The sequence below is a fragment of the Stenotrophomonas sp. CC22-02 genome (assembly GCF_004365115.1).
GTDB classification, from domain to species: domain Bacteria; phylum Pseudomonadota; class Gammaproteobacteria; order Xanthomonadales; family Xanthomonadaceae; genus Stenotrophomonas; species Stenotrophomonas forensis.
Map to the genome: position 1 here is coordinate 2348442 of NZ_SOCO01000001.1, position 11328 is coordinate 2359769.

13 protein-coding genes are annotated in these 11328 nt (G+C 67.8%); 11 read left to right on the forward strand and 2 right to left on the reverse strand.

The window, feature by feature from the left end; genetic code table 11:
- Nucleotides 1-5: 5 nt before the first annotated feature.
- The 11 genes from N440_RS10850 (at nucleotide 6) to N440_RS10900 (ending at nucleotide 9093) form a co-directional block, all read left to right on the forward strand.
- Entirely contained in the window at nucleotides 6-305 is a 300-nt protein-coding gene (locus N440_RS10850; protein ID WP_005417403.1) for a hypothetical protein, read from the forward strand.
- 7 nt (nucleotides 306-312) lie between these two features.
- On the forward strand, nucleotides 313-627 hold the full coding sequence (locus N440_RS10855) for a hypothetical protein (RefSeq protein WP_133935079.1): 315 nt from the start codon (nucleotides 313-315) through the stop codon (nucleotides 625-627).
- Between the two features lie 7 nt (nucleotides 628-634).
- On the forward strand, nucleotides 635-1273 hold the full coding sequence (locus N440_RS10860; protein ID WP_133935080.1) for an FMN-binding negative transcriptional regulator: 639 nt from the start codon (nucleotides 635-637) through the stop codon (nucleotides 1271-1273).
- Nucleotides 1274-1345: 72 nt separating this feature from the next.
- Nucleotides 1346-2008 carry a carbonate dehydratase gene (gene can, locus N440_RS10865; RefSeq protein WP_008265410.1) on the forward strand — a complete coding sequence of 221 codons (663 nt, stop codon included), beginning with the start codon at nucleotides 1346-1348 and terminating at the stop codon, nucleotides 2006-2008.
- Between the two features lie 19 nt (nucleotides 2009-2027).
- Complete coding sequence (locus N440_RS10870) at nucleotides 2028-2549, forward strand: 3-hydroxyanthranilate 3,4-dioxygenase (RefSeq protein WP_133935081.1); 522 nt, start codon at nucleotides 2028-2030, stop codon at nucleotides 2547-2549.
- 162 nt (nucleotides 2550-2711) lie between these two features.
- The gene (kynU, locus tag N440_RS10875) at nucleotides 2712-3986 is read left to right on the forward strand and encodes a kynureninase (RefSeq protein WP_133935082.1); all 1275 of its coding nucleotides are present in this window, start codon (nucleotides 2712-2714) and stop codon (nucleotides 3984-3986) included.
- 31 nt (nucleotides 3987-4017) lie between these two features.
- The gene (locus N440_RS10880) at nucleotides 4018-5385 is read left to right on the forward strand and encodes an NAD(P)/FAD-dependent oxidoreductase (RefSeq protein ID WP_133935083.1); all 1368 of its coding nucleotides are present in this window, start codon (nucleotides 4018-4020) and stop codon (nucleotides 5383-5385) included.
- A complete protein-coding gene (gene sbcB, locus N440_RS10885; RefSeq protein ID WP_133935084.1) occupies nucleotides 5385-6824 on the forward strand; it encodes an exodeoxyribonuclease I in 1440 nt (479 codons plus the stop codon). Before N440_RS10880 ends, sbcB begins: the two co-directional genes overlap by 1 nt.
- Nucleotides 6821-7507: a DUF2461 domain-containing protein gene (locus N440_RS10890; RefSeq protein ID WP_008265662.1), complete on the forward strand. Its 687-nt coding sequence runs from the start codon at nucleotides 6821-6823 to the stop codon at nucleotides 7505-7507. Before sbcB ends, N440_RS10890 begins: the two co-directional genes overlap by 4 nt.
- A complete protein-coding gene (locus N440_RS10895; protein WP_133935085.1) occupies nucleotides 7507-8499 on the forward strand; it encodes an aldo/keto reductase in 993 nt (330 codons plus the stop codon). The genes N440_RS10890 and N440_RS10895 overlap by 1 nt, the downstream gene beginning before the upstream one ends.
- A gap of 42 nt (nucleotides 8500-8541) precedes the next feature.
- Nucleotides 8542-9093 carry a DUF2939 domain-containing protein gene (locus tag N440_RS10900; protein WP_133935086.1) on the forward strand — a complete coding sequence of 184 codons (552 nt, stop codon included), beginning with the start codon at nucleotides 8542-8544 and terminating at the stop codon, nucleotides 9091-9093.
- Between the two features lie 129 nt (nucleotides 9094-9222).
- On the opposite strand, the gene N440_RS10905 is transcribed toward N440_RS10900, so the two are convergent.
- Both N440_RS10905 and N440_RS10910 read right to left on the reverse strand, forming a co-directional pair.
- Complete coding sequence (locus N440_RS10905; RefSeq protein ID WP_005410242.1) at nucleotides 9223-10167, reverse strand: 5'-nucleotidase; 945 nt, start codon at nucleotides 10165-10167, stop codon at nucleotides 9223-9225.
- A 47-nt stretch (nucleotides 10168-10214) separates the two neighbouring features.
- A complete protein-coding gene (locus N440_RS10910) occupies nucleotides 10215-10988 on the reverse strand; it encodes an NAD kinase (protein WP_049458758.1) in 774 nt (257 codons plus the stop codon).
- Between the last annotated feature and the right edge of the window lie 340 nt (nucleotides 10989-11328).

Sequence of the window (11328 nt, forward strand, 5' to 3'; positions counted from 1 at the left end):
GCCCCATGACCCTGTTCTTCGCCCTCTGTTTCGTCGGCGTTGCAGTGGCCGGGTTCAGTGCCTTCGTGATCTTCTGGCCACTGACCCTGGTGCACGTGCGTGATCGCCATCCGGCGCTCGCCGAGCGCTTCGGCAGTGGCGCCTTCCTCAAGCCCGATGCCCTGGCCTGGCTGCTGCGCCGCGACTATCGCCAGCAGCCGGACCGCTCGCTGTCCGGGCTGGCGACCCCGGCCTGGGTATCGCTGCTGACCCTGCTGGCCGGACTGGGCATGGCCGCCCTGCTCTGGCTGGCCTCGCTCTGGTAACACATCCATGAATGACATCACCGCCTCGCGCGACAGCTGGTGGCTGGCCAGCCTCGGCAACACCCTGATCTGGGCACGCCTGCGCGTGCGCCCGGCCGGCACCGCCGAAGTGCTCGACAGCGATGGCAACACGCTGAGCTATGACAGCGAAGACACCGCCCGTTCGCAGCTGTTCGACGCCGAATTCGTCGAGTACGACGGCCTGGATGAGGAAGACGCACTGGTGCGCGGCTTCAGCCTGCACGAAGTGCTGCCGCCGCAGGCCGACAGTGATGAAGGCCTGCGCGGTCGCATGATCCAGTCGCTGGGCGGGCGCGCCTGACCCTCGCATGTTCACCCCGCGCGCCTTCGCCGAGACCGACCTGCTCTGGCTGGACCGCCTGCTGGCGCGCGATCCGTTCGTCACCGTGCTCACCGCGGGCAGCGATGGCCTGCCGGAGCTGACCCGGATGCCGGTGCTGTACCGGCGTGATGGCGAGCACATCGAGCTGCGCGGGCACTGGGCCCGTGTCAACCCGCAGTCGCGCCACAGTGGCGCGGCCAAGGTGCTGGTCGATGGCCCACATGGCTACGTCTCGGCCAGCTGGTACCCGGACAAGGAGCCCGCCGCGCGGGTGCCAACCTGGAACTACGCTGCGGCGGAACTGCGCGGCCAGCTGCATACCTTCGACGATACCGATGCACTGGCCGAGCTGGTCGGTGCGATCAGCGACCGTTTCGAAGCCAGCGTCGGCCAGGCCTGGCAGTTCGATGCCACGCGCACCGAACATGGCCCGGAGCTGCGCGCCATCATCGGTTTCCGCTTCCAGGTTGAACACGTGCAGCTGAAGCTGAAACTCAGCCAGAACCATCCGGAGGCCAACCAGCAGGCGGTGATCGCTGCACTGGACGCACTGGCCACCCCACCTTCCCAGGAACTGGCGCAGTGGATGCGCTGGCACCGCGAACAGGCCGCCCGCAGCGACTGAACGCAACCGCTTCCCGCGACGACGCAGCCAGAGGGTTGCGGCGAGCCCTCACCCGACGCCAGGGACCCGTACATGATAGACATCCATAAACTGCTGCAGAACAACCGCGACTGGGCCGACCGCATCGAGAAGGAAGATCCGGAATTCTTCCACCAGCTGGCCAAGCAGCAGCACCCCGAGTACCTGTGGATCGGCTGTTCCGATTCGCGCGTGCCGGCCAACCAGATCATCGGCATGGCACCGGGTGAAGTGTTCGTGCACCGCAATGTCGCCAACGTGGTCGCGCACACCGACCTGAACTGCCTGAGCGTGGTGCAGTACGCGGTGGACCAGCTGAAGGTGAAGCACATCCTGGTCGTCGGCCACTACGGCTGCGGCGGCGTGCATGCCTGCCTGCACAACACCCGCGTCGGCCTGGCTGACAACTGGCTGCGCCATGTCGGCGACGTGATGCAGAAGCACATCGGGATCATCGACGCCATCGAGACCGACGAGCTCAAGCACGCCCGCCTGTGCGAACTGAATGTGATCGAGCAGGTCGCCAACCTGTGCCGCTCGACCATCGTGCAGGATGCCTGGGCCCGTGGCCAGAAGCTGATGGTGCACGGCTGGGTCTACAGCCTGAAGGACGGCCGCGTGCGCGAAATGGGCATCGACGTCGGCGCGCCGGAAGAGCTGCAGCCCGCCTACGAAAAGGCGCTGTCCTATGTGCCGCGCAAGGGCAAGCGCGACTGACCTCCAAGGGAAACCGATCATGCTCGCTTCGCCGATCAACCTGCACGCCTGGATCGAAGAACATCGCCACCTGCTGAAGCCGCCGGTGGGCAACAAGATGATCGACAACGGTGACTTCATCGTGATGGTGGTCGGCGGGCCGAATTCGCGCACCGATTACCACTACGACGAAGGCCCGGAGTGGTTCTACCAGCTCGAAGGCGAGATGGTGCTGAAGGTGCAGGAGGATGGCGCGGTGCGCGACATTCCGATCCGCGCCGGCGAGATCTTCCTGCTGCCCGGTAAGATACCGCACTCGCCGCGGCGCCCACCCGGCGGTATTGGCCTGGTGGTCGAGCGCAAGCGCCTGCCGCATGAGCTGGACGGCGTGATCTGGCACTGCGAGCGCTGCAACCACAAGCTGCACGAAGAGTTCTTCCCGCTGCAGAACATCGAAACCGACCTGCCCAAGGTCTTCGCGCGCTACCACGCCAGCCTGGAGCTGCGTACCTGCAGCCAGTGCGGGCATGTGGACCCGCTGCCGGCGCCGGCAGCGGGCTGAGCCATCGACCGGTAGTTGCCCGCCTTGGTGGGCGCTTCGTCACACGTGCGCCAACCAGGGTTGGCGACTACCGGATGATGCCGCGCGGATGGCAGGTTGAGCGCTACCGGGCCATGCCCCAGGCGCTACACTGGCAGCCCCGTTGCAGCCTGTTGCCCGACCATGTCCGACCTGCTCAGCCGCACCCACGCCATTGCCCTGGACGCCGCCGATCCGCTGCGTCCGCTGCGCAACGAATTCCTGATTCCGCGCCATGGTGGTGGCGAGCAGACCTACTTCGTCGGCAACTCGCTGGGCCTGCAGCCGCGCGGCGCACAGGCCGCGGTGCAGGAAGTGATGAAGCAGTGGGGCGAACTGGCCGTGGAAGGCCACTTCACCGGCCCGACGCAATGGCTGTCCTACCACCGCCTGGTGAGCGCGCAGCTGGCCCGTGTGGTCGGTGCACTGCCCAGCGAAGTGGTGGCGATGAACACCCTGAGCGTGAACCTGCACCTGATGATGGTCAGCTTCTACCGGCCGACCGCGCAACGCCCGGTGATCCTGATGGAAGCCGGCGCGTTCCCCACCGATCGCCACGCCGTGGAAGCGCAGATCCGCTTCCATGGCTTCGATCCGGCCGAGTGCCTGGTGGAAGTACAGCCGGACGAAGCCCATGGCACGATCTCGCTCACGGCGATCGAGCAAGCCATCGCCGAGCATGGCCCACGCCTGGCGCTGGTGCTGTGGCCCGGCGTGCAGTACCGCACCGGCCAGGCCTTCGACCTCGATGCGATCACCCGTGCCGCGCGCCTGCACGGTGCGCGCATCGGCTTCGATCTTGCACATTCGGTCGGCAACCTGCCGCTGCGCCTGCACGATGTAGCGCCCGATTTCGCCGTGTGGTGCCACTACAAGTACCTCAACAGTGGACCGGGCGCGGTGGCCGGCGCGTTCGTACATGAGCGGCACCATCGCGACACCACCCTGCCGCGCTTCGCCGGCTGGTGGGGCCATGAGGAAGCCACCCGTTTCCAGATGGCGCCGCAGTTCATCCCGGCCGCTGGCGCCGAAGGCTGGCAGCTGAGCAATCCACCGATCCTCGGCCTGGCGCCGCTGCGTGCGTCGCTGGACCTGTTCGAGCGCGCCGGCATGGACGCCCTGCGCAGCAAATCGGTGGCGCTGACCGGCATGCTGGAAGCGCTGGTGCGCGTACGCCTGTCCAACGTGCTGGACATCATCACGCCGGCCGATCCGCAACGCCGTGGCTGCCAGTTGTCGCTGCGCGTGATCGGTGGCCGCGAGCGCGGTCGTGCGCTGTTCGAGCACCTGCGCGGCATCGGCGTGCTCGGCGACTGGCGCGAGCCGGATGTGATCCGGATTTCGCCCACCCCGCTCTACAACCGCTACCTGGACGTGCACCACTTCGTCGAGGAAGTGGAAGCCTGGGCCGGCCTCTGAGCCCGTCCCTTCCCTACTGCTGGACAGTTCGTTGATCGCACACGCCTCCCGCTCGTTGAGCATTATCGGTGCCGGCCTCGCCGGATCTCTGCTGGCCATCCTGCTGTCACGGCAGGGCTGGCGCATCACCCTGTACGAGCGCCGCGGCGATCCGCGCGTGGCCGACTACGAAAGCGGCCGTTCGATCAACCTGGCGCTGGCCGAGCGCGGGCGCAACGCGCTGCGCCAGGCGGGTGTGGAGGACGAAGTGATGGCGCGCGCGGTGATGATGCGCGGCCGCATGGTGCATCCGCGTGACGGCGAACCGCAGCTGCAGCGCTATGGCCGCGACGACAGCGAAGTGATCTGGTCGATCCATCGCAGCGACCTGAACACCACGCTGCTGGAACTGGCCGAACAGGCCGGCGCCATCGTGCACTTCCATCGCCGCCTGCACACTGTCGACTTCGATGCGGGCTACGCGCGCTTCATCGATGACCGCGACGACAGCCCGCACGACATCCGCTTCGACACCCTGATCGGTGCCGACGGCGCCGGATCGGCCCTGCGCGCGGCAATGAACCGGCGTGCGCCGCTGGGCGAGGACATCGCCTTCCTCGACCACTCCTACAAGGAGCTGGAGATCCCGCCGGCCGCCGACGGCAGCTTCCGCATCGAGCGCAACGCGCTGCACATCTGGCCGCGCGGCCACTACATGTGCATCGCCCTGCCCAACCACGAAGGCACCTTCACCGTCACCCTGTTCCTGCCGAACCAGGGCGATCCGAGTTTCGCCACCGTCAACACCGGCGCGCAGGCCGAAGCGCTGTTCGCGCGTGAGTTTGCCGATACCCTGCCACTGATTCCGAACCTGCGTGCAGACTGGGAACAGCATCCGCCAGGACTGCTCGGCACGCTCACCCTGGAGCGCTGGCACCAGGCCGGCCGCGCCGTGCTGATCGGCGATGCCGCGCATGCGATGGTGCCGTTCCACGGCCAGGGCATGAACTGTGCGTTCGAGGACTGCGTGGCGCTGGCCCGCCACCTGATGGAAGCGGATGATCTGGAAGGCGCGTTCGCCGCGTTCGAAGCCGAGCGCAAGCCGAATGCACGCGCGATCCAGCAGATGGCGCTGGAAAACTACCTGGAAATGCGCGACCGCGTCGCAGATCCTGCGTTCCTGCTGCAGCGCGAACTGGAGCAGGAACTGCAGCGGCGCTGGCCGACCCGCTTCGTGCCGCATTACACGATGGTCACCTTCCTGCACACGCCCTACGCCGAAGCGCTGCGCCGCACCGAGCTGCAGCGCGACATGCTGGCAGCCGCCACCGCCGGCCACGATTCACTGGACAACATCGACTGGGCCGCGCTGGAAACACAGATCCACGCGCAGCTGCCGGTCCTGGAGGGCGCGCACTGATGGCCGACAGCTTCCTGTTCTACGACCTGGAAACCTTCGGCCAGGACCCGCGCCGCACGCGCATCTCGCAGTACGCCGCGATCCGCACCGACGCCGACCTCAACGAGATTGAAACGCCGGTCAGCTTCTTCGTGCGCCCGGCCGACGACCTGTTGCCGTCACCGATGGCGACCCTGGTCACCGGCATCACGCCGCAGCAGGCCATGGCAGAAGGCATCAGCGAAGCCGAGGCCTTCGACCGCATCAACGAACAGCTGTCACGCCCCGGCACCTGCGCACTGGGCTACAACACGCTGCGCTTCGACGACGAGTTCATCCGCTACGGCCTGTTCCGCAACTTCCATGACCCGTACGAACGCGAGTGGCGCAACGGCAATTCGCGCTGGGATCTGCTGGACATGCTGCGGCTGATGCGCGCGATGCGCCCGGACGGCATCCAGTGGCCGCTGCGCGAAGACGGCGCCACCTCGTTCAAGCTTGAACACCTGGCCGAAGCCAACAACGTGCGCGAGGGCGATGCGCACGAAGCACTGTCCGACGTGCGCGCCACCATCGGCATGGCGCGCCTGTTCAAGCAATCGCAGCCGCGCCTGTGGGAGTACGCGCTGAAGCTTCGCGACAAGCGTTTCGTTGGTGGCCTGCTGGACATCGCCGCGTTGAAGCCGGTGCTGCACGTCTCGATGCGCTACCCGGCCAGCCGCCTGTGTGCGGCACCGGTGCTGCCGCTGGCGGTGCACCCGACCATCAACAACCGGGTGATCGTGTTCGACCTCGATGGCGACATCAACGACCTGCTGGAGCTGCCGGCCGAGGTGATCGCACAGCGCCTGTACATGCGTGCCAGCGATCTTCCCGAAGGCGTGGCACGGGTGCCGCTGAAAGAGGTGCATCTGAACAAGGTGCCGGCACTGATCGCCTGGAACCACCTGCGTGCCGACGACCATGAGCGCCTGGGCCTGGACGTGGCGGCCATCGAGGCCAAGGTCGAGCGGCTGCGCCCCTTCGCCGCGCAGCTGGCCGAGAAGGCACGCCAGGTCTACAACCAGCCCCGCGCCGCCACCGTGGCCGACGTCGACGCCTCGCTGTACGACGGCTTCCTCGGCAACGGCGACAAGCCGCTGCTTGCCCTGGCCCGCACCACCGCGCCGGAGCAGCTCACCGCGCTGGAAGGCCGCTTCCGCGACCCGCGCCTGCCCGAGCTGCTGTTCCGCTACCGTGCGCGCAACCATCCCGGCAGCCTCGCACCGGCTGAACGCCAGCGCTGGCAGGATTACCGCCGCCAGCGCCTGCTTGGAGACAGCGGCCTGGGTGAACTCAACCTGCCCCAGTACCAGCAGCAGCTTGATGCACTGGCCGCCGATGCACCCGACGATACGCGGCGCCAGGCCCTGCTGCAGTCGCTGCGCGACTGGGGCCAGCACCTGCAGGAGACGTTGTGAGTACCTATTTCTCGGACGCCAGCTTCAAGTTCCTGCGCAGCCTGGCGCGGCATAACGAAAAGGCGTGGTTCAACGACCACCGCCAGCAGTACGAAGACCACGTGCGGCAACCGTTCCTGCGCCTGCTGGGCGACCTGCAGCCGGCGTTGGCCGAGGTCAGCGACCATTTCCGCGCCGATACCCGCGGCGTCGGTGGCTCGCTGTTCCGCATCCATCGCGACGCACGTTTTTCCAACGACAAATCGCCCTACAAGACCTGGCAGGGTGCGCGCCTGTTCCATGAGCGCCGCCGCGAAGTCGCCGCGCCCTCGTTCTATGTGCACCTGCAGCCGGGTGAAAGCTTCGTCGGCGCCGGCCTGTGGCATCCCGAGCCGGAGACGCAGCGCCGCGTGCGCCACTTCATCCTCGACAACCCGGGCAGCTGGAAGGCCGCCGCGCACGCGCCCGCGCTGCGCAAGCGCTTCGACTTCGAGGAGAGTGAGAAGCTGGTGCGGCCGCCGCGCGGTTTCCCGGCTGATTTCGAGTTCATCGACGACCTCAAGCACCGCAACTGGGTGATGTGGCGCTCGCTGGACGACGCCACCATGACTGGCCCGCGCCTGCTGTCCACGCTGGGCAAGGACCTGGCGGCACTCGGCCCGTTCGTCGACTACCTGTGCGCCGCGCTGGACCTGGAGTTCTGATGTCGCAGGATGTTCCGCTGGCGCGTCAGCGGCGCGTGCTCGGCCGCACCGGCCTGGCCGTTTCACCGATCGGCCTGGGCTGCTCCGGCTTCTGGGGTCATCGTCGCTTCCCGGAGCACGAGGCGGCTGCCGTGGTCGAACATGCGCTCGCCCAGGGAGTGAACCTGCTCGATACCGGCCACAACTATTCCGGTTTCCATGCCGAGCCGCGCCTGGGCCGCATCCTGCGCCCGTTGCTGCAGCAGTACCCGCGCGACGCGCTGGTGATCTCCAGCAAAGGCGGCACGTTGACCGGCCAGGCCGGCATCAGCGGCGCGGAGCAACGCAACTTCTCGCCCGCGGCCATCACCGCCAGCTGTGAGGCCTCGCTGCGCAACCTTGGCCTGGACCATCTGGACATCTACCAGTTGCATGGCGCCAGCGAACACGACATCAACGATGACCTGCTGCTGGCCCTGCGACGCCTGCGCGAACGCGGCCTGATCCGCCACACCGGCATCAACACCCACTCGGCTTCGACGCTGCGCTGGATGATTGCCCATCCCGACGCGTTCGATGTGGTGCTGCTGGACTACAACGCCCTGCAGCAGGACCGCGAACCGCTGATCGACCAGCTGCAGGCAGCGGGCATTGGCGTGCTGGCCGGTACCGTGCTCGCGCAGGGTCACCTGCTGCCCGCGCGTCCGCGCCTGCCACGGCTGGCCGATGCCTGGTACCTGGCGCGCGCCTGGCTGAAACCCAGCAGCCGCCAGCTGATGCGCAGTGCCCGCCAGATGCGGCGCGCCGTGGCCGCGATCCACAGCCAGCCCCCGGCCCGGACCGCCTTCGCCTATGCACTGGGCCATCCCGGCGTGGCCAGCGGCATCCTCGGCACCACCCGTATCCGCAGCCTGGACGACGTACTGGGGACGCGGCTGGAAGCGCTGACCCCGGCCGAGCGGCAACAGCTGGTGGCCGCCTTCGGCGATGGCCGTGGCTCACCCAGTCACTGACGCTTAACCCGCGTTTGCCGCCTTTGCGGCAGTCTGGGAGCCATGAAGAAACTCATCGGCACTCTGATTGCCCTCGTCCTGGCCGTCGCCGCCTGGTGGTTCAGTGGCCCTTACCTGACCGTGCACGGGCTGTCCAAGGCGATCGAGCAGCGCGACACCGCGCGACTGCAACGCTACGTCGATTTCCCGCGCGTGCGCAGCAGCCTGCGTGCGCAGCTCAACGACTACCTGGTGCGCCAGGCCGGCCCGGATGTGGCGGCCAGCCCGTTCGGCGCCCTGCTCTACGGCCTGGGTGACCAGCTCGGCGGCGCCGCGGTGGACACCATGGTGACCCCGACCGGGATCGGCGCGATGCTGCAGGGCCACGTGCTGTGGAAGCGCGGCCGCAATGAGCTGCAGGGCGGCGATGCCTTCGGCCCGACCGAACCGGCGCGGCCGCTGAAGAATGCCGAGCATCGCTTCGAAGCACTGGACCGCTTCGTGGTCGACGTCGACCGCGGCCCCGGCCAGCCGCCACTGAAGGTGGTGCTGGAACCACAGGGCCTGCGCTGGAAGGTGGTGGACCTGCAGTTGGGGATGTCAGGCAGCCCGTGACCGGACCCGTGGCCTGACGGCAATGCCAACCAAGGTTGGCGACTACCAGGGCGCGGCGCTCTGGTAGATGCCCACCTTGGTGGGCATGGATCCAGGACGGTGCCAACCAAGGTTGGCAACTACCTGACCCTACCCCTCGTTGGCGACGCCGTGCGGCACGTGGCCGGCAGCCACGTGTTCACGCGCACTGTCGATGTTGTGCTGCGAATCATCGAAGAAGATGTCGGCACCGAACGCCTGCAGGAACGGGCCCTTGTGGCGGCCACCGAGGAACAGCGCCTCGTCCAGGCGCACGCCCCACTCACGCAGGGTGCGGATCACCCGCTCGTGGGCCGGTGCCGAGCGCGCGGTGACCAGCGCGGTGCGGATCGGTGCGCTTTCGCCGGCCGGGAACACCTCCTGCAGCGTATGCAGAGCCGACAGGAAGCCGCGGAACGGGCCACCGCTGAGCGGTTCGCGGGCGCGTTCGCGCTCGTGGCGGCCGAAGGCTTCCACGCCCTGCTCGCGCGAGATGCGCTCACTCTCGTCGCCGAAGATCACCGCGTCGCCGTCGAAGGCGATGCGCAGCTGCCCGGCCGGTCGACCGGTATCGATCTGGTCGGCCGCTGCCGCTGCGGTCTCGCCCGGCGGCTTGGGCAGGATGGTCGCGGCCGCGATGCCATGGCGCAATGCGCTGCGCACCGATTCCGGGTTGGCCGACAGGAACAGGTCGGTCCCGAACGGCTTCACGTAGGGCCAGGTCGGCTCACCGGCGGTGAATGTCGCACGGATGATGCCCAGACCGTAATGCTGGATCGAATTGAAGATGCGCAGGCCGGTATCGGCCGAGTTGCGCGACAGCAGGATCACCTCGACACGCGGATTCTCCGGGCTGGCGCCCTGGTTCAGCGCCAGCAGCTTGCGCACCACGGGGAAGGCCACGCCGGGCCCGAGGATGTCGTCCTCATGCTGGCGCTGGAATTCGGCGTAAGCCGCCACGCCATCGCTTTCGAACAGCGCATGGCTTTCCTCGAGGTCGAACAGCGCGCGCGAGGTCACCGCAACGGTCAGCAAACGGGGGGAGTTGTCGCCCATCGGTGGGGGTCCTTCAAGCGGTCGGCACGGCCGGCCGCCCATTGTCCTCAAAAAACGAACTGTTCGCTCAGGATCCGGTCTTCCAGGTTGTGCTCCGGGTCGAACAACAGGGTTACGCGGCGGTCCTTCGACTCGCGGATGGTCACTTCGACCACGTCGCGGGTCTCGTGCGAATCGGCGGTCACGCTGACCGGGCGCTTGTAGGGATCGAGCACACGGAAGCGCACTTCGGTGTCGGCCTTGAGGATCGCCCCGCGCCAGCGTCGCGGTCGGTACGGGGCCAGCGGCGTCAACGCGATGGTGTGTGAGCCCAGCGGCAGCACCGGGCCGTGCGCGGAATAGTTGTAGGCAGTGCTGCCGGCCGGGGTGGCCACCAGCACGCCGTCGCCGATCAGCTCGCCCACGCGTTCCTGGCCGTTCAGGTCGATGCCGATATGCGCAGCCTGGCGGGTCTGGCGCAGCAGCGACACGTCGTTGTAGGCCAGCGAACCGGTACTGGTGCCCGACTCGGTCAACGCCACCATTTCCAGCGGGCGCAGGTTGGCCGGCTCGGCGCGGGCAATGCGGGCATGCACGTCATCGTCGCCACGGTACTGGTTCATCAGGAAGCCGACCGTGCCCAGCTTCATGCCGAACACCGGCTTGCCCAGGTGCCCGTGCCGATGCAGGGTCTGCAGCATGAAGCCATCACCGCCGAGCGGGCACAGCACATCGGCCTGCTCGGGCGCGTAGTCGCCATAGCGCGAGACCATCGCCGCGCGGGCCATCTGCGCCGGTTCGGTGGTGCTGGCCAGGAAAGCGATGCGGGGGGAGTCGCTCATCGGTGGATCCGGGGGAAGGCATGAGGGAGAGCATAACCGAGCGCCGGGGGTTGGACCCCGCTGGGCGGATGACCGGCCCGTCCGCCGGGACACGCCGTAAACCCATCCATGGGGGCTCGGTCGCGCCATCCATGGCGCTCACGGTCCCGGCGGACGGGCCGGTCATCCACCTGACAGGTTGCCGACCGGCGTCGGGTCAGTGATCGCAGAAAACAGGCAGAAACAGAACGGCCCCGCTTTCGCGGGGCCGTTCCTCCAACTGCTGCAGATCAGGAGCCCCCCTGAGTCAGGGGGGCGCGCCAACGGCGCGGAGATCTGGGAGCATGGTTGGCGTGGGGCC

Coding starts and splice junctions, on each gene's coding strand:
- N440_RS10910 (WP_049458758.1), bottom strand. CDS start 10,988: ATGAGCGACTCCCCCCGCATCGCTTTCCTGGCCAGCACCACCGAACCG.
- can (WP_008265410.1), top strand. CDS start 1,346: ATGATAGACATCCATAAACTGCTGCAGAACAACCGCGACTGGGCCGAC.
- N440_RS10850 (WP_005417403.1), top strand. CDS start 6: ATGACCCTGTTCTTCGCCCTCTGTTTCGTCGGCGTTGCAGTGGCCGGG.
- N440_RS10855 (WP_133935079.1), top strand. CDS start 313: ATGAATGACATCACCGCCTCGCGCGACAGCTGGTGGCTGGCCAGCCTC.
- N440_RS10870 (WP_133935081.1), top strand. CDS start 2,028: ATGCTCGCTTCGCCGATCAACCTGCACGCCTGGATCGAAGAACATCGC.
- N440_RS10860 (WP_133935080.1), top strand. CDS start 635: ATGTTCACCCCGCGCGCCTTCGCCGAGACCGACCTGCTCTGGCTGGAC.
- N440_RS10900 (WP_133935086.1), top strand. CDS start 8,542: ATGAAGAAACTCATCGGCACTCTGATTGCCCTCGTCCTGGCCGTCGCC.
- kynU (WP_133935082.1), top strand. CDS start 2,712: ATGTCCGACCTGCTCAGCCGCACCCACGCCATTGCCCTGGACGCCGCC.
- N440_RS10895 (WP_133935085.1), top strand. CDS start 7,507: ATGTCGCAGGATGTTCCGCTGGCGCGTCAGCGGCGCGTGCTCGGCCGC.
- sbcB (WP_133935084.1), top strand. CDS start 5,385: ATGGCCGACAGCTTCCTGTTCTACGACCTGGAAACCTTCGGCCAGGAC.
- N440_RS10905 (WP_005410242.1), bottom strand. CDS start 10,167: ATGGGCGACAACTCCCCCCGTTTGCTGACCGTTGCGGTGACCTCGCGC.